At 59.7% G+C, this 18,653-nt stretch carries 15 protein-coding genes; 12 read left to right on the forward strand and 3 right to left on the reverse strand.

Annotated features, from left to right (window positions below):
• Positions 1–72: 72 nt before the first annotated feature.
• The gene (locus HMPREF9161_RS03255) at positions 73–1,401 is read left to right on the forward strand and encodes a threonine/serine exporter ThrE family protein (RefSeq protein ID WP_009728253.1); all 1,329 of its coding nucleotides are present in this window, start codon (positions 73–75) and stop codon (positions 1,399–1,401) included.
• A gap of 119 nt (positions 1,402–1,520) precedes the next feature.
• Here HMPREF9161_RS03255 and HMPREF9161_RS03260 read toward each other — a convergent pair whose 3' ends face one another.
• On the reverse strand, positions 1,521–1,862 hold the full coding sequence (locus HMPREF9161_RS03260) for a helix-turn-helix domain-containing protein (protein WP_009728254.1): 342 nt from the start codon (positions 1,860–1,862) through the stop codon (positions 1,521–1,523).
• A gap of 124 nt (positions 1,863–1,986) precedes the next feature.
• On the opposite strand from HMPREF9161_RS03260, the gene HMPREF9161_RS03265 reads away from it, so the two are divergent.
• From HMPREF9161_RS03265 to aroH, 11 genes are all read left to right on the forward strand, one after another.
• Complete coding sequence (locus HMPREF9161_RS03265; protein ID WP_009728255.1) at positions 1,987–2,790, forward strand: amidohydrolase family protein; 804 nt, start codon at positions 1,987–1,989, stop codon at positions 2,788–2,790.
• A gap of 160 nt (positions 2,791–2,950) precedes the next feature.
• Positions 2,951–4,582, forward strand: a complete 1,632-nt coding sequence (locus HMPREF9161_RS03270; RefSeq protein ID WP_009728256.1) for a malolactic enzyme — start codon at positions 2,951–2,953, stop codon at positions 4,580–4,582.
• Positions 4,583–4,681: 99 nt separating this feature from the next.
• Positions 4,682–6,091 (forward strand): DHA2 family efflux MFS transporter permease subunit, encoded by a 1,410-nt coding sequence (locus HMPREF9161_RS03275; protein WP_009728257.1) that lies wholly within the window; start codon positions 4,682–4,684, stop codon positions 6,089–6,091.
• Between the two features lie 221 nt (positions 6,092–6,312).
• Complete coding sequence (ald, locus tag HMPREF9161_RS03280) at positions 6,313–7,431, forward strand: alanine dehydrogenase (protein WP_009728258.1); 1,119 nt, start codon at positions 6,313–6,315, stop codon at positions 7,429–7,431.
• 100 nt (positions 7,432–7,531) lie between these two features.
• Positions 7,532–8,911, forward strand: coding sequence for an amino acid permease (locus HMPREF9161_RS03285; protein WP_009728259.1), 1,380 nt, complete (start codon positions 7,532–7,534; stop codon positions 8,909–8,911).
• Positions 8,912–9,042: 131 nt separating this feature from the next.
• A complete protein-coding gene (alr, locus tag HMPREF9161_RS03290) occupies positions 9,043–10,149 on the forward strand; it encodes an alanine racemase (protein WP_009728260.1) in 1,107 nt (368 codons plus the stop codon).
• Between the two features lie 172 nt (positions 10,150–10,321).
• The gene (locus tag HMPREF9161_RS03295) at positions 10,322–11,611 is read left to right on the forward strand and encodes a hypothetical protein (RefSeq protein WP_009728261.1); all 1,290 of its coding nucleotides are present in this window, start codon (positions 10,322–10,324) and stop codon (positions 11,609–11,611) included.
• Positions 11,612–11,629: 18 nt separating this feature from the next.
• Positions 11,630–12,388, forward strand: coding sequence for a glucosaminidase domain-containing protein (locus HMPREF9161_RS03300; protein ID WP_009728262.1), 759 nt, complete (start codon positions 11,630–11,632; stop codon positions 12,386–12,388).
• 18 nt (positions 12,389–12,406) lie between these two features.
• Complete coding sequence (locus tag HMPREF9161_RS03305) at positions 12,407–14,038, forward strand: ABC-F family ATP-binding cassette domain-containing protein (RefSeq protein ID WP_009728263.1); 1,632 nt, start codon at positions 12,407–12,409, stop codon at positions 14,036–14,038.
• 36 nt (positions 14,039–14,074) lie between these two features.
• The gene (locus tag HMPREF9161_RS03310; protein ID WP_009728264.1) at positions 14,075–15,670 is read left to right on the forward strand and encodes an AarF/ABC1/UbiB kinase family protein; all 1,596 of its coding nucleotides are present in this window, start codon (positions 14,075–14,077) and stop codon (positions 15,668–15,670) included.
• Between the two features lie 3 nt (positions 15,671–15,673).
• Entirely contained in the window at positions 15,674–16,033 is a 360-nt protein-coding gene (gene aroH, locus HMPREF9161_RS03315) for a chorismate mutase (RefSeq protein ID WP_009728265.1), read from the forward strand.
• 151 nt (positions 16,034–16,184) lie between these two features.
• Here aroH and HMPREF9161_RS03320 read toward each other — a convergent pair whose 3' ends face one another.
• Positions 16,185–17,222 (reverse strand): zinc-binding dehydrogenase, encoded by a 1,038-nt coding sequence (locus tag HMPREF9161_RS03320; RefSeq protein ID WP_009728266.1) that lies wholly within the window; start codon positions 17,220–17,222, stop codon positions 16,185–16,187.
• A 112-nt stretch (positions 17,223–17,334) separates the two neighbouring features.
• Complete coding sequence (locus HMPREF9161_RS03325) at positions 17,335–18,609, reverse strand: PTS galactitol transporter subunit IIC (protein ID WP_009728267.1); 1,275 nt, start codon at positions 18,607–18,609, stop codon at positions 17,335–17,337.
• Between the last annotated feature and the right edge of the window lie 44 nt (positions 18,610–18,653).

Consider the following 18,653-nt stretch of genomic DNA (forward strand, 5'->3'; position numbering starts at 1 on the left):
CACCGATACCATACTCTGTGATATCATGTGAAAAAGTTGTAGACAGATGAGAAAGGCATACGGTAGATTCTTATGGAAACAGAGCGGATTCAAAACGCGGCGCGCGACGATAATAAAACGCTCAACTACAAGATGAAAATTATGCTCGACATCGGGCAGACGCTCATGGAGAACGGCGCGGACTGCGCGCGTATCGTTCGGGAAATGGGTCGTGCGGCAGCCCATCTGCGCATTCCCGCGAAGCAGATTCAATCCCATATCACCTATACGACTATCATGCTGTGCGTCAGCGACGGCGAGCGTTCTTTCACACAGTTCCGCAAAAGCGTGCGACACGGCGTCAACCTTGCCGTGATTGCCGCTGTCAGCAAGCTCACATGGCGCAGTCTGCGCGGCAACACCTCCATGAACCCCATCGAACGCGCCATCGCCCGTATTCGCGAGCGCCCGCTCTGCTATCCGGACTGGATGATCGCACTCGGCGCTGCCGTCGGATCGGGCGGCTCCTGCAAACTCTTCGGCGGGAGCTGGCTCGAAGCGCTTGTTACAACGGTCGCCGCACTGGCAGGCTTCATTGCCCATCGCCTCAGCACCCGGAACGCGTTCAACCCATACGCCTGCGCCATGATCACAGGTTTTGTCGCAACACTTTGCGCCTGGGTCATTCCGCATACGCTCGGTCTCGAGACAATGTGGTACGCGCTCGTCGCCTGCACCATCTTTCTTATGCCGGGTTTCCCATCGGTCAACGCGGCGAGCGATATGCTGAATCGCTTTATCACCTCGGGCATGACGCGCGCGATGGATACCATGCTCATCATCGGCGGAATGACCTTCGGCATCGCCTTCGCCATCCTGATCGCGGGCGTACACAACATCTCCGACGTCCATATCCGGCCGTCGGATACCTACCTTAATCAGGCGATCGCGGCGGCGCTTGCCGCGGGCGGCTTCTCCGTCATGTTCAACACGCCGAAGAAACTGCTCGCCGTCGTCGCAGTCGAGGGCATCGTCACCATGCTGATCCGCAACGTCGTTATGATCGAGTTCGGCATGTCGCAGGCGATCGGCTCTTTTATTGCCGCCGCCGTCGTCGGTATCGCGGCGCTGAAGATCATCCATATCGTACACACGCCGAACACACTGCTCATCATCCCGCCCGTGATCCCGCTCGTCCCGTGCGTTCTGCTTTACCGTCTGCTCTTCGCCATCCTCCACATCCAGACGATCTCGGTCGAGGAGCTGCTCGAAGCGCTGCGGTTCGGCGTAGACGGTATCACGATCATCCTCGCCATCGTCGTCGGCGTCTCCATCCCGAACATCTTCATCCAAAAGCGGATGGAACTCCGGCAGCAGCGCGAGATCAACGCGATCATCGCGGCGCGGGAAGCGCAAGAATAGCGCGCCGCGGTATTTTGCACCGCCCCGGCACACAGGCTCCTTTGCCCGCATTCTTCGCAACGGCCCCCAAAGATTGACGTGACGTCGTCGGTCTTTGGGGGCCGTTGCCGCGCTCTCAATTATGCGCCGGTTTTCGAAATCGTTTCTTGATAGCGCCGTCCCCAAAGGCATAGTTCCTTCAAAACAGGACGGATGGTCGTGCCGAGATCAGAGAGCGCATATTCCACTTTCGGCGGCGTTTCCGGATAGACGGTTCTTGTGATCATCTTTTGTTCTTCGAGCGTCTGCAGCTGCCGTGCCAGCGTCTTTGTCGCAACGGGCGCCAATTGCCGCCGCAGTTCGTTGAATCGAACGGGGCCTTGGGAGATCTGCCACAGCAGTTTCAGCGTCCATTTCCCGGTCAATATATTCAAGCAGACTTCCATCGGACATCGCTCCGCAGCCTCCATCGCTTTTGCCATCGTACGGCCTCCTTTGGCGGTGTCAAAAATGCCGCTAACTGTCAAAAAGGTGCGTTCTTGCGGCGTTTCCTCTATCGTGTTATGGTTGATTATAGCAGAAACGGCACGAGAAAGGCAGGATTTTATGATCATCGACAATCACGAGCACGTCATGCTGCCGACGGCCCTCCAAATACAAAAGCTGAACGAGGCGCAGGTCGACAAGGCAATTTTATTCACAACGACGCCGCATGTCGAGCGGGCAAAAACAGCCGCGCTGAAAGACATCGACAAAGAAATGTCCGTCTTGTATCGCGTGCTCGGCGGAACATATACGCCGGAAGAGCGGCGCGCGCAAATGAAGACATGCATCGTCGAATTAACAAATGCGATCGCTGCCGCGCCGGATCGCTTTTTCGGATTCGGCCCCGTTCCTTTGGGCTTATCCGTACGGGAAATATCCGCGTGGATAGAACGCTATGTCGTCGGTCATGCGCTCAAGGGGGTCGGCGAGTTCACGCCCGGCTCCGATGCGCAGGTAGAGCAGTTGGCGCCGATATTCGCGGCCCTTTCTTCTTTCCCCGGTCTGCCCGTATGGGTACACACATTTCATCCCGTCGGATCCGGCGGACTCAAAATCCTCATGCGCCTATGCGAAGAATACCCGTCGATTCCCGTGATATTCGGCCATATGGGCGGCATCAATTGGATGGACGCCATAGCGTTCGCGAAAGGCCGCCGAAACGTATATCTGGATTTATCCGCGGCATTCACGACGCTGTCCGTCAAATGCGCGCTGACGGAAGTCCCTGAAAGATGCCTCTTCGGCTCGGACGTGCCGTTCGGCGCCCCTATCCTTTGCAGACGGCTGATCGAATACGTCAGTCCGTCCGCCGAAGCGACAGAAATGGCCTTGGGGGATAATATCGCGCGTCTCCTTCAAATTTAAGCGGCGGCAAAGCAAAAGCGCGGCATATTCCCATCGGCTGTATACGCCCTCTTAAAAGATAGCCGCACGAAACATGACTCGAAAAAAGATGACGGCTCTCCGGATTTTGTGCTATGATACGCTTAGATATGTATATGGGACGCATAGGAGGGTCTAGATCATGACGCCGTATGACATTCTGAACAATCCGTTTCTCAACAAGGGGAGCGCATTCACCGAAGAGGAACGCGATCGCCTCGGTCTGCGCGGGCTCCTGCCGCCGGCGGTACAGACGCTCGAGGAGCAGGCGACGCAGGCCTATGAACTCTATCGAAAGAAAGCCTCGCCCCTGCAGAAACGCGAATATCTCATGCGTATTTTCTCCATCAACCGCACGCTCTTTTTCAAGGTGTTCAGCGAGCATGTGGAAGAGATGATGCCCATCGTCTACGACCCCGTCATCGCCGAAAGCATCGAGGGGTACAGTCACGAATTCATCGACCCGGAGTATGCGGTCTATCTCACCGAAGCCGATAAAGATCGGTTCAAGGATATTCTGCGCCGCGCCGCAGGCGATCGGCATATCCGCCTGATCGTCGTCACGGACGCCGAGGAGATTCTCGGCATCGGCGACTGGGGTACGAACGGCGTCGATATCTCCGTCGGCAAGCTCATGGTCTATACGGCGGCGGCCGGCATTGATCCCGCCAGCGTCCTCCCGGTTGTGCTCGATGTCGGAACGAACCGCAAGACGCTGCTCGAAGACCCGCTCTATCTCGGCGTCCGCAAAGAACGGATCATAGGCGACGCGTATCACCGCGTAATCCGTGCGTTTGTCGACGCGGCGGAAAGCCTTTTCCCCGATCTCTATCTGCATTGGGAGGACTTCGGGCGCGACCATGCCGCCGCCCTGCTGAAAGAATATCGTCCGCGCATCGCCACATTCAACGACGACGTCCAGGGCACGGGCATCATCTCGCTCGCGGGCATTCTCGGAGCGCTCCGCATCAGCAAGGAGCGCCTGACGGATCAGATCTATATGTGTTTCGGCGCAGGCACCGCGGGTACGGGTATCGCCAATCTCGTTATGGCGGAGATGACGGCACAGGGGCTCTCCCCCGAGGAAGCGCGCGGGAGATTCTATTTGGTCGATAAAAACGGGCTGCTGTTCGACGATATGGACGACCTTACCGCGGAGCAGCGCCCCTTCGCCCGCCGCCGCGGTGAATTCCCGAACGCGAGCGCGCCGATGGATTTGCTCAGTGCGGTCAAGGCCGTGCATCCGACGATCCTCGTCGGCACCTCCACGACCCCCGGCACCTTTACCGAGGCCGTTGTGAAAGAAATGGCGGCGCATACGCCGCGTCCCATCGTCTTCCCGCTGAGCAATCCGACGAAACTCGCGGAGGCGGCGGCGCAGGATCTCCTCAAATGGACGGACGGAAAGGCGCTGATTGCGACCGGCATCCCCTACGATCCCATCGAATACGGCGGAGTCACCTACCGCATCGGGCAGGCAAACAACGCGCTCATCTACCCGGGCGTCGGTCTCGGCGTTCTCGCGGTCAAGGCAAAGCGTCTCAGCGACCGGATGATCTCCGCGGCGGCCCACGCGCTCGGCGGTCTCGTGGATCCCACGGCACCGGGTGCGGCAACGCTGCCGCCCGTATCGCGGCTCACGGAGTTCTCGCGCACCGTCGCGGAGAAAGTCGCCGCGTGCGCGATCGAGGAAGGCCTCGCCGAAAAGACAGATATCGGCAAAGCGATCGACGCGATCCGCTGGACGCCCGCCTATCGGGATTTGAATATTTAACGCTCCCTTGCGAACGAAAAGGTACAGAACGGCACGGATCCGTTCTGTGCCTTTATTTCATGCCTTACGGTGTGTGCTCGTCTCATGAAAGGATTGCATATGACATCGGAATTTCACTTTGAACGGCGCATCGACGCAAAGCTGCTCCTCTCCCTTCTCGCGGCGGGGCTGATGTCCTTTACCGGCGTCGTCATCGAGACCGCGATGAACGTCACCTTCCCTACGCTGATGCGGGAATTTGACATCGATATCTCCGTCGTCCAATGGATCACGACGGGCTATCTGCTGATGCTTGCGGTCATCATACCGCTCTCGGCATTTCTCAAGGCGCGCTGTCCGATGCGGCGGCTGTTCTTCACCGCAAGTCTGCTCTTCTTTGCCGGCACGCTGCTCGGCGCGGGAGCCGACAACTTTGCCATACTGCTCCTCGGACGGCTGCTGCAGGGCGCGGGTACGGGGATTGCGCTCCCCCTGATGTTCAATATTGTCCTCGAACAGGCGCCGCTCAACCGAACGGGTATGATGATGGGCGTCGCCTCGCTCATCTGCGCGCTTGCCCCCGCCGTAGGGCCGTCGTTCGGCGGCTGGGTGGTCGAGTCCTTCGGTTGGCGCGAGATTTTTCTATCGCTGCTCCCCGTACTCATACTGTCATTTGTTGCGGGCATGTACGCGATCCGGCAGTCGTCGGCCCTGCGGCATCCGAGCTTCGACATACGCTCCTACCTCCTGCTTTCACTGAGTTTCGTTTCGCTCATTTTCGCCACAAGCTTTGCGGGGTCCTATGGCTGGGGAAGTCCCGAGATTCTTTCCCTCCTGGTTGGATTCATTGTGCTGCTTGCGGCATTCGCCCGCAGCGCAAGACGAACTGCCATGCCGCTGATCCGGCTCGAAATCTTCGGTGAGAAGCGCTTTTCGCTCAGCGTCCTTGCGCTCCTCCTCATCCAGTTCATCACGCTCGGACTCGGATTTCTCCTGCCGAACTTCTCTCAGCTCGTCCACGGAGAATCCCCGTTCGCCGCGGGATGTATCCTCCTGCCGGGCTGTATCGTCGGGGCTTTCCTCGCGCCTATCGGCGGACGCGTACTCGACGCCTGGGGCGCGCGGCGGCCCATTCTCTTTGGATGCGCCCTCATTACGGCGGCTGCGGCGGCATTCGCGGGAGATCTTCCGGTCTCAACGACGCTCTCCCTCACCCTCATCTACGTTGTCTATACCGTCGGGCAGGGCTTTGCAGCCGGCAATATCATGACCAACGGTGTGCGCCTGCTCTCGACGGAACGACAAAGCGACGGGAACGCCGTCTGCAATACGCTGCAGCAGCTGGCGGGCGCGGTCGGCACGGCCGTGGTCTCCAGCATCGTCGAAGCGGGGCAGCAAACCATCCCCGCGTCGCTCGCGGACGGCACGATGTTCGGGAGTCTCCGCGCGCTCTATTTTCTCCTTATCTGCGCGGTTCTTGCACTCTCTGCGATGGCCCTCGCATTAAAGGACGCAAATGCGGAACATTGAATCCGAGGCCTAACCGGCACAAGGTATTGTGTCGGTTTTTGTATCCAACAGCCCCCTAACGGCGCCGAAAAAATTTTATGTATACAAAAGTAAAGGGTATTCTTTTTACTTGACAAAAATATCTGAATTATACTAAAATGCTAAACAGGGTAATTTTTTCATAAATTCACCCAGCCGTTTTACCCCTTCTGTATTTTTATTTGTATGTAGGAGGAAAAAGCATGATTGTTGGCGTTTCGAAGGAAATCAAAAACAATGAATTCCGCGTCGGTATGACCCCGTCAGGCGTCGAAGCGATGCGCCGCGCCGGTCACACAGTTCTGATCGAAGCGGGCGCCGGTGTCGGCAGCGGATTCTCCGATGCCGATTATAAAGCCGTCGGTGCGGAGATCGTCTCTGATAAAAAGGCTCTGTTCGATCGCTCCGAGATGATCGTTAAGGTCAAAGAGCCGCTCGAGTCGGAATACGACCTTTTCCACGAGGGGCAGATCCTCTTCACCTATCTCCATCTCGCTGCGGAGCCGAAGCTGACCGAAGCGCTCCTCAAGAAAAAGGTCGTCGGTATCGCCTATGAGACCGTGCTCGGACGCAACGGCGTCGGTCTCCCGCTGCTTGCGCCGATGAGCGAGATCGCGGGCCGCATGTCCGTACAGATCGGCGCACAGTTCCTTGAGAGCCGCTACGGCGGCAGCGGCGTTCTCCTCGGCGGCATCGCGGGCGTCGCGGCCGGTCAGGTCGTCATCATCGGCGGCGGCAACGTCGGCACAAACGCTGCGAAGATCGCGGTCGGCCTCGGCGCACGCGTCACGATCATCGACCTTTCCATCGAGCGTCTCCGCTATCTTGACGAGATATTCGGCGGCCGTGTGGTTACGGAGTATTCTTCGAGTTACAACATCGCGAAGTGGGTGCGCGAGGCGGACCTGCTTATCGGCTCCGTGCTCGTCCCGGGCGGCCGTACGCCGATCCTCGTCACCGAGGAAATGGTCAAGACCATGCGGAAGGGCTCGGTCATTGTCGACGTTGCCATCGACCAGGGCGGTTCCATCGAGACCTGCGACCATGTGACGACCCATGAGAATCCGACGTTCGAAAAGCACGGCGTTGTGCACTACTCGGTCGCGAACATTCCGGGCGCCGTTTCCCGCACCTCCACGCTCGGCATCACAAACGCAACGATCCCCTATGCCGTCGCCATCGCGACCAAGGGTTACAAGGCTGCCCTTAAGGAAGTTCCGGGGCTCAAGCCGGGGCTCAATACGATCGACGGCCACCTGACAAACAAGGCGGTCTCCGCGGCGCTGAATATTCCGTGTGAAGAGATCGATAAGTTCCTTTAATCCCGTTTATCTTTGATGCAGAGGGCCGTTTCACCTTGCACATGTATGCTCCGTGAACCGGTCCTTTTTTAAAATCTAAAATATGAAATGGGAGATTTCTATGAGTTTTTGGAAAAAGAAGACCTTGGCGGACTTCAGTGCCCAGAGTGAAGAAAGCCATCTAAAGCGCACGCTGAGCACCGTCGATCTTACCTTTCTTGGAATCGGCGGCATCATCGGCGCGGGCGTATTCGTCCTGACGGGCATCGGTGCCGCGCGTTATGCCGGTCCCGGCATTGTGCTCTCCTTCATCGCGGCGGGACTCCTCTGCATGCTGGTCGGCCTCGCTTACGCCGAACTGGCATCCCTCATTCCCGTTGCGGGCAGCGCCTATGCCTATACCTTCGCGTCGCTCGGCGAGGGCATGGCGTTCCTCTGCGGTTGGTCGCTCATCATCGGCTATATCGTCACAGCGAGTGCGGTGGCCGTCGGTTTTTCCGCATATTTCTCGGGAATGATGGCCTCTCTGGGGATGGAGATTCCGAAGGCGCTGACCACGACGATGCCCGAGGGCGGCTTCATCAACCTTCCCGCCGTGCTCATCGTTATGCTGCTGGGGCTCATTCTCGCGCACGGCACAAAGGAGAGCGCGAAGCTCAACACGGCGCTGATCCTCATCACGCTATGCGCGATCGTCGCCTTTGTCGCGGTCACATCGCCGCACGCCGTCGCCGACAACCTCGATCCGTTCCTCCCCTTCGGTGCGGGCGGCATCATGGCGGGCGCGGCCGTCGTGTTCTTCTCGTTTATGGGATTTGACACTGTGGCGACCTCTGCGGAGGAGTGCAAGACCCCCGAAAAGAGTCTGCCGATCGGCATTGTGCTTTCAATCTTCGTCTGCATCTGCCTCTACGCGGCCGTCGCGCTTGTGCTGACGGCGACGATCAACTACACGGATCTCGATCGCGCGGATCCCGTCGCGTACTGTCTGCGCCTGATCGGCTTCACGGGGCTGGCGAATTTCGTTACGGTCGGCATCCTCGCGGGTATGATCACGACGCTCATCGTCTACATCTTCGGACAAGCGCGCGTGTTCTTTGCGATGGCGCGCGACGGCTTCCTGCCTACGGCGCTCTGCAAGATCCACACGGACTACGGCACGCCGTACGTCATTACGCTCGTCGGCTCGCTCGCCATCGCGATCATCGCGGGCTGCGTCCCGATGCTCTACATCGTCGAGCTCGCAAATACGGGCGTTCTAACCGCCTTCCTGCTCGTCTTTGTCGGGCTGATTGCGCTCCGCCGCAATGCGCCGGATCTGCCGCGTACGTTCCACTTCCCGATGCTCTACATCCTCGCGCCGCTCGGGATTTTGGTCTGCCTCTATCTCATCTACGCGCTCTCCGTGACGACGAACGTGATCTTTTTCATTCTCCTGCTGCTCGGTCTCGCATTCTATTATATCTATGCGACAAAGCATCGCTGCTGGGAGAAGAGGTAATCCGCACAACGACTTTTACCCTGTCCGCACGGACGGGGTATTTTTTCGGAGCGAAACGAAGCCGTTGCGTAATGCCCCGACGTACGGTAGAATAAACGAAACGCCACTATGATTTGAAAGGGAGTGGATCTATGCCCAGTCGCGCGGCATGGGCCGAGATCGATCTCGGCGCGATCGCACACAATTACAAGGAGATCCGCAGACATCTTCAAAAGGATACGAAGCTCTGCGCCGTCGTTAAAGCGGACGCCTACGGCCACGGCGCGGTTGCCGTGGCGCGCAAAGCCGTCGCAGCGGGCGCGGCGTATCTCGCGCTCGCGACGATCTCCGAAGCGCTGAAACTCCGCGAGGCGGGCTTTACGACGCCGCTCCTGATCCTCGGGCTCACGAAGGAGGAAAACTCCTACGACATCGTGGATGCGGACATCACGCAGACCGTCTGCCGTCTCGATCTGGCGGAGGCGCTCTCCGCGGAAGCCGTCTGTCAAGGCAAGACGGTTAAAGTACATCTGGCCGTGGACACGGGGCTCGGCCGCATCGGCGTCCGTCCGGAGGATGCGGCGGAAACGGCAAAGGCGATCGCGGCGCTCCCGAACGTTGCGCTTGAGGGCATCTTCTCCCATTTCGCCCTGGCCGACACGACGGACAAAGCGTATGCGATGCATCAGCTCCGGCGGTTCAAAGAGGCATGCGATGCCGTCGCGGCGGCGGGCGTCCATATTCCCATCAAGCACATCGCGGAGTCGGCGGCGATTCTCGACCTGCCCGACGCCCATTTCGACATGGTACGCGCGGGCATCATCCAGTACGGCATACGGCCGTCCGCCGAGGTCTCCCGTACGCTCAATCTGCGGCCCGCGATGAAATTCTGCGCGCGCATCGTCTATATCAAGACGATCGCGCCGGGCGATTCCGTCGGTTACGGCAGATCTTTTGTGGCCGCGCGTGAGACACGCATCGCAACGATCTCCGTCGGTTATGCGGACGGTTTCGTTCGCGCCTATGGGGGCGGCGACGTTGAGGTGCGCGGCAGACGGGCCCCGATTGCGGGCCGCATCTGCATGGATCAGTGCATGATCGACGTCACGGACATCCCGGAAGCGGCGGCGGGCGACACGGTGACGCTCTTCGGCTCGGATACGCTCACGGCCGACGAGGTCGCCGCGCGCGCGGGCACCATCAGCTACGAGACGCTCTGCCTTGTCTCCAAGCATGTATCGCGCATCTATATGGAGTAAAATACGCCGTCCGTTTCTCTCGCCGCCAAGACGCGGGGAGTTTTTTATGCAAAAACGGAGCGGCACATCGATATTTACGATGAAATCGGCCGTTCTTATTTGTGAAATCGCACGCTTTGTGGTAAAATAGAAATGTTTTTTGGGCTGCGAAAGGCAAGCGAGGAGACGGGAGATGTCAGGCGAAAAAAAGGCCGTACTGTACGCATTCTGCGACGCGCTCACACTTGCCGCCGCGGCGGTGCCGGCACTCGCGCTGACCGCATCCCTGCTCGCACGCGCCGGGATGCCGTTTTCCGCCGCCTATGCCGCCTCCGTTTTTGCCGCGATCGTCGGTACGCTGGCCGTATCGCGCGGGAGGCGGACGCTGATCGCGCTCCCCTCGCCCGCGGTTGCCGCTTGGCTCGTCTATGAGGAGATCATCGCGCGCGGGTTCTCGTGGCAGGAGGTCCTCGGCATCGTCGCGGTTGTGTCGCTTGCGGGGATCCTCATCTTCCGCTCTCTGCGCGGTACGGACCCGACGCAGCTATTGCCGCCCATCGTCCGCATGGGGCTTGTCCTGGGGTTGGGGTTTTCGATGCTCGTAACGGCATGTCTCTACGCACGCGTCCTTCTCCCCTCGCCGTGGGCGCTCACGATGGGCGGAACGCTTTCCGATCCGCTCGCCTACTACACCCTGATCGGCATTCTGTTGATACTGGCGCTGCATACGGTGCGTGTGCGCAGTGCCGTATGCATCGGCGTCGCAGTCATCGGCGCGCTCACGCTGATCGAGGGATTTTGGGAGATCCCCGCCGCGCCGTTTCTGCTGCCGGAGGAGCTGGACAAAACGGTCGGAGCGCTGTCGCTCCCCCTGACCGGCGTAAGCGATGCCCTCGCGCTCGGATTGACGCTCTTCTTTGCGCTATGCTTGGAAAGCGGGGCGGTACTTGCCGCGGAGGATGATGATCGCGCTCCTCGAGAGGAACGCGACCGCGCGATGCCGCGTCTGCTCGCGGTAAGCTGCGCGGCATCGCTGCTCGGTGCCTTCCCGCTTTCGATCGCGCCCATGTCGGCGGTCCTGCCCGCACACGCGGAACGAAAGCGCATCGGCGGCATCCCGCTCACAGCCTGTATGTGCGCGCTCATACTCGCCGCACTCCTCCCGTGCGCGCCGCTCGTCGAGGCGATCGCAGATTTCCCCGCGGTACCGGCCGTCGCGCTCGGTTTCTTGGGCCTCGCGCTCTTTGCGCGCGGGCTGCGTCTGCTGCAGCGCGTCCCCGATCCGGTCACGCTGCGCGACGCCGCGATCCTCGGGATATTTTTCCTTGCGTGTTACGACATCAAGACCTCGCTCAGCAATGCGCTTTTGCTCTGCGTCCTGCTCGGTATCGTACGCGGCGAATTTTGGAAAACGAACCGCGGCGCATGCGTGCTCGCCGGCGTTCTGTTCATCTTTTTCCTGTTGAAATATTTTCATCCATAATATAGGGGGTTCACGTCTTTGCGAAAGGAAATTGTTCTGTGCGGCATCGCCGCCGCTGCCCTCGGGGGTATGATCCTTGCGGTGTCAACGTCGGGTGAAGCGCGCCGCGTACACGATCCCGCGACGGCGACAAAGGTGCGTACGGAGCGCACGGCGGACGCGCCGGAAAAAGCCGATTTTCGCGCCCGCATCGACGCGCTTCTCAACGGGCAGACCGTACCGCCCGCGCCGGAGGAGCCGACGTTCAGCGTTCCGCGGACGCTCTCGGAATACGATACGGCGATCATCGGGACGCCGCTCGCAACGGAGGAGCAGTGCGTCGACTACCTGCTGAGCGTAAACCCGCACCCCGCGATCTCCGTATCGCCGCGCGAACTTGTCGCCTACTACTACCAGGAAGGGGCGCGCGAAGGCATCCGTCCGGACGTGGCCTTTGCGCAGGCGCTCAAGGAGACCGGCTTCTTCCGCTACGGCGGCACGGTCACCCCGGATCAAAACAATTACTGCGGGCTCGGTACGACGAGCACGCAGGTCAAGGGGGCCTACTTCCCCACCTCGCAAATGGGCGTACGCGCGCACATCCAGCATTTGCTCGCCTACGCATCGACACGCAAACCCATCTACCCCGTCATAGACCCGCGCTATAATCTTGTGCGCAACGTCTACGGCGCGAGTACGCTCGGACATTGGCCGGACCTCAACGGCCGCTGGGCGGTCCCGGGGGATTCCTATGGACAGAGCATTCTCTCGATGTTTCGCGCGATCCTGCAAAAATAGAGAAGGAGCACGGCATACATGATCACGGTCAACAATCTGAGTTTACAGTTCGGAAAACGCGTCCTTTATAAGGACGTCAATCTCAAATTCACGCCCGGCAACTGCTACGGCATCATCGGCGCGAACGGCGCGGGCAAGTCCACCTTCCTCAAGCTTCTCTCGGGCGAGATCGAGCCGACGAGCGGCATGGTGGACATTACCGCCGGCGACCGTCTCGCCGTCCTGCAGCAGGATCACTATGCCTTTGACGAGGTGGAGGTACTGCGCGCCGTTATCATGGGACACGCGCGTCTCGTGGAGATCATGGACGAAAAGGACGCGCTCTACGAAAAACCCGATTTCTCGGACGAGGACGGCATGCGGGCCTCGGAGCTCGAGGCGGAGTTTGCCGAACTCGACGGCTGGAACGCGGAGACGGAGGCGGCGCAGCTGCTCAACGGACTCGGCATCCCCGACGCCAAGCACCATCTGAAGATGAATGAGCTAGCGGCGGCCGAGAAGGTGCGCGTGCTCCTCGCGCAGGCGCTCTTCGGCGCGCCGGATATCCTCCTCCTCGACGAGCCGACGAACCATCTCGACGTCGATTCGATCAACTGGCTCGAGAACTTTCTCGCCGACTTCCCGAACACGGTCATCGTCGTCTCGCATGACCGTCATTTCCTCAATCAAGTCTGCACCTATATCTGCGACGTGGACTTCGGCAAGATCGAACTCTACGCGGGCAACTACGATTTCTGGTACCAGTCCAGTCAGCTGGCCCTCCAAATGGCGAAAGACGCGAACAAGAAAAAAGAAGAGAAGATCAAGGAACTCCAGACCTTCATTCAACGCTTTGCCGCGAACGCCGCAAAATCGCGGCAGGCGACCTCGCGCAAGAAACTCCTCGAACGGATCACACTCGAAGACATCAAGCCGTCCGCGCGCCGCTACCCCTACATCGCGTTTACTCCCGACCGCGAGGCGGGCGATCAGCTGCTGACCGTGGAGGGTCTATCCAAAGAACTTGACGGCCGCCGGCTCTTTAAGAACGTCAGCTTCACCCTCAAAAAGGGCGACAAGGTCGCCTTCGTGGGTCCCAACGGCGCGGCAAAGACCATGCTGTTCAAGATCCTCACGGGGGAAGAGACGGCGGACGAGGGCACGTTCAAATGGGGCGTGACCACAACGCAGGCCTATCTCCCGGCGGATAATACGGCCTATTTCGACGGGGTCAAGCTCAACCTCGTCGACTGGCTGCGCCAGTATTCGAAGGATCCGGACGAAACGTTCGTCCGCGGTTTTCTCGGCCGGATGCTCTTCTCGGGAGAGGAGAGCCAAAAGCGTGCGGAGGTGCTCTCCGGCGGCGAGCGCGTCCGCTGCATGCTCTCGCGGATGATGCTCTCGGGCGCGAACGTCCTCCTCTTCGACGAGCCGACAGACCATCTCGATCTCGAGTCGATCACGGCGCTCAACAACGGTCTCATGTCGTTCGGGGGAACGATCCTCTTCGCCTCGCGCGACCACGAGTTCACGCAAACCGTCGCGAACCGCATCATCGAGATCACGCCGGTCGGGATCGTCGACCGCATCTCGACCTACGACGAGTACCTCGGCAACGAAACCGTCAAACAGCAGCTCGCCGAGAAATACAAAGCGGCGGAATCACTGTAAGAAATACAAAGACACCGCGTAGGAGGTGACGACATCATGCTGAGCGGACTGCTGCAGGGCACGGAGAATAAGAACGCGGCTCTGCGCCTGCGCGAGATGGTCACCGTCCTGCGCCGTCACGATATCGTGCACGGACTGACGCCCCCGAAGCTCCGTTCCATCTTCGAGGATCTCGGTCCGACATTTGTAAAGTTCGGGCAGATCATGAGCATGCGCCCGGACTTTTTGCCGCCCGAATACTGCGACGAGCTGACGAAGCTCCAGGCGGGCGCAAATCCCCTCCCCTTCTCCGTGATCCTCTCCATTGTGGAGCAGGAGTACAACCGCGAGTGGAACAAAGTGTTCCGAGAGATCGACAGCGTGCCGCTCGGTTCCGCGAGCATCGCGCAGGCACACCGCGCGCGCCTCACCGCGGGCGACGAGGTCGTCATCAAGGTGCAGCGCCCCGGTATCCACGATGTCATGCGCATGGATCTCATGCTGATGAAACGTGCCGCAACGATCATCCGGCTCGTCAGCCGCGACGATGTCGTGGATTTTCGCGCGCTCATGGACGAGATGTGGAACATCGCCAAGCAGGAGATGGATTTCCTCATCGAAGCGAGCCACATCGAGGAGTTCGCGCATCTCAACCGCGAAAATCCCTTCATCTCCTGCCCGCGCGTCCTGCGCGACCTCTCCACACAGCATATCCTCGTCATGGAGTACATCGACGGGATCCCCTTGGATCAAACGGAGGCACTCCGCGCGGCGGGCGTCAACGTCACGCAGATCTGCCGGCGGCTCGGCGAGAACTACACCAAACAGATCATCGAGGACGGATTCTTCCACGGGGATCCGCATCCCGGCAATATCCGCGTCCGGGGGAGCGGCATCGTATGGCTGGATCTCGGCATGATGGGACGCCTCAGCAACCGCGACCGCACAGCGCTGCGCCGCGCGATCCTCGCGCTTGCGACACACGACACCTTCGAGATGAAATCCGCCGTGCTTTCCCTCGGCATCGTCAAGGGCCGCATCAATCATGCGCAGCTCTATCAGGACATCGACGTCATGATGGAGCAATACGGCAGCCTCGACTTCACCGACGTGCATATGGGCGTGCTCACGAATCAGATTCTCGGCATTCTGCGCATGCACCGCATCGGCTGTCCGAGCGGACTCGCGATGTTCGCGCGCGGCGTCATGACCGTCGAGATCGTCATGCGGCGCTGTGCCACCGAGGTCAGCTTCCTCGAGATCTTTGCGCGCAGCCTCTCTCTCGGCATCGTCCACGGCATGTCATGGAAAGACGGTCTGTCGAAGCTGCGACAGGAGGGCATTATGCTCCTGCGCAAGTCCGCGCAGATTCCCGACCATCTCGCCGATCTCCTCAAGATGACCATGAGCGGACAGGCAAAACTCAACATCGACCTCACAGGCTCCGAGGAGCCCGTACAGCGCCTGGACAAGATGATCAACAAGCTCATCCTCGCGCTCCTCTGCGCGGCGAGTCTCATCGCCTCGAGCACCCTGTGCACGACGAATATGCAGCCGCAGGTCGCGGGCATCCCCGTCATCGGTCTACTCGGCTATCTCATCGCATTCATACTGAGCATGCGCCTCATCTGGGACGTTCACAAGGGAGTGTAGCCTATGCGCGGCATACGCGGCGCCATCACCGTCGGGCGCAACGACAAAGAAGAAATTTGGCAGGCGGCCGAGGAGCTCGTCCGTGCGCTCGTGAACACGAACGGCATCGCCCCCGCGGACATCGGCGCCGCCATCTTCAGCGTCACCGAGGATCTCACCGCGGCATTCCCGTCGACCGGCGCGCGCCGCCTCCCGGGGTTTGACCTCGTTCCTCTCTTTGACGCGCGCCAATGCGCCGTCGAGGACAGCCTCCCCCGCTGCATCCGCGCCCTCCTCCTCGTCAATACGGACCGTTCTCAGACGGAGGTGCGTCACGTCTATCTGCGTGACGCCGCGCATCTGCGCCCCGATCTCGAGGGATAACATGCCGAAACGACCATGACGCCTGCCGAGGCGGGCGGTCATGGTCGTTTTTATTTCACATCGTCTTATTACGCAAACGCCCCTGTGCATCCGGTCAAACCGATCCGGCAGCGCGGGGGCGTATTTTTTTTACTGCGGCTTTATCTTAGTATTACCCGATCGGGTGCATGACGATCTTCGTCGCTTCGCCGCTCTTAAGAAGATGATAGGCCTTGTCCCACTCGTCGATGCCGACTTCGTGCGTAATCATCTTATCCGCGTCAATCTTACGCTCGCTCATGAGCTTCAGCGTCGGCTCCCAGTCGTGCGTATTCTGACTGCGGCTGCCGACGACGGTCAGCTCCTTCTGAATGATCTTGGAGAAATCTACGGTCACTTCGTTTTGGGCAAAGAGCCCGACCTGTACGTACTGTCCGCCCTTTTTGAGAAGATCCATGCCGAGATGCATGGACGGCACGGCGCCCGTGCAGTCATAGCAGACGTCCGCGCCGTAGCCGTCCGTCAGCCGGCCGACGAGCGCCTTAACGTCGTCCTTCTGCACGTCCACAATGTGTTCGACGCCAAATTTTTCCTTGGCGATCGTAAGGCGCGGCAGATCCTGGGTAAGGCCCGTCATGACGACCCGCCCTCCCTGCGCCATAACGACCTGCGCGACAAGGAGCCCGATGGGGCCCGGCCCCAAGACAAGTACGATCGATCCCGGGGGAAATTTGGCCTTGTTGACGCTGTGGTATGCGCATGCCGCAGCCTCCGTGATGGATGCCTGCCGCGTCGTCACATTCTCGGGCAGGACGTGCACGCTCTTTGCGCGGGCAAGTATGAACTGCGCCATCGCGCCGTCCTGCTGTGTGCCGAGGCCCCTGCGGCTGGAGCAGAGATTGTACTCCCCGCTTTTGCAGTAGCGGCAGTGCCCGCAGATCTTAAACGTCGTCTCCGATGTCACGCGGTCGCCGACTTTGACGTTCGTGACGCCCGGACCCACTTCGGCAACGACGCCGGCGAATTCATGGCCGATGGTGAGCCCCGCGGCATCTACGTTATAGTGGCCTTCGAACGTATGAAGATCGCTGCCGCAGATGCCGATGTACTCCACGCGGATCTTAACCTGACCTTCTCCCGCAACGGGCTCCGGCTTGTCGATGACTTCCCAGTGACCCGCACCTTTCTCCATCTTTACCAATGCCTTCATAAGAGTTCCTCCTATCCCCGACGATGGGTTTCACCATATGGCAAAACCTCCAAAAAAGCAAGGGGAACGCCTTCTCGTGAATGCGCTCCCCGGCTCGTAACGCTGCGGCTGTTCAAGCGAACAGCGCAAGGATCTTGAAGATAACGAAGTTGACGATATTGCCCGCCTGGTCGATGCTGGAAATGAGCGCCGCTCCCTCCGGCATTTTAAAGTTCGCGGTCACGCCCATCGATGTCTGGAACTCGGCGAGCGTCGTGCCGATGATGAGGCAGACGCCGATCACGATCAGTCCGCTGATGACCGAGTGGATGATATTGCCGCGCGCGGCCGCGACGATCATCGCAACAAAGAACGGAATGGTCGCCAGGTCGCCGAACGGCAGCATGTTGTTCCCCGGCAGGATGACGGCGAGCAGCAGCGTGAGCGGAACAAGAATCAGCGCGGTGGCAATGACGGCAGGGTGACCGGTCGTCACGGCCGCGTCAAGACCGATGTAGAGTTTGGCATTCTCGGAGTCCTCGCCGAAGCGCTTTTGAAGGAAGTTGCGCGCAGCCTCGGAGATCGGGATAAGACCTTCCATGAGGAGTTTGACCATACGGGGCATAAGCACCATAACGCCCGCCATCGCCATGCCGATCTGTACGATTTGACCGACATCGTAGCCGGCCAGCGCGCCGAGGATACACCCGAGAATGAGCCCCATGAAAATAGGTTCGCCGAAGATGCCGAAGCGCTTCTGAATGGTCTCCGGATCCGCCTTGAGATCCTTGATGACGGGAATTTTTTGGATCAGCCAAACAAGAGGAATGCCGATGAGAGAGTTCGCCATTGTGGATCCCGTGGGGACGGAAACGCCCGGCAGATCATAGTATTTCTCCATATAGGGCGCCGTCCAATCCGCGAGTTTCAGCATGGCGATCTCAAACAGGACCGCAGCCGCAATCGCGAGCGGAACGCTGCCGTTAATGGCATAGACGCACGCGCCGCAGAAGGTGAAGTGCCAGTAGTTCCAAATATCGACGTCCATCGTCTTAGTCGTCTTTGTGATCAGCATGATGAAGTTGACTAAGAGGCCGATCGGCAGGATGAGCGCGGCGATCGGCGACGCCCATGCGAGACTTGCCGATCCCGGCCAGCCGATGTCGATGATCGTCAGGTTGATGCCAAAGCGTGCGACCATTGCCTGCGCGGCGGGCCCGAGGTTATCTACGAGCAGCGCGACGACGAGGCCGATACCGACGAAGCCGACGCCGATCGTCAAACCTGAGCGGAAAGATTTGGCCGGACCGAGACCGAACGCCAGTCCGATGAGGAAAATAAATACCGGTAAGATGACCGTGGGGCCAAGTGCCAGGAATGCCTGGACCAAGGGAGTTAAACTTTCCATAAAAACAGCTCCTTTCGCCGGGCCGGCGACATTCTGTATGCAGC

This window comes from Selenomonas sp. F0473, assembly GCF_000315545.1.
Lineage (GTDB): Bacteria > Bacillota > Negativicutes > Selenomonadales > Selenomonadaceae > Centipeda.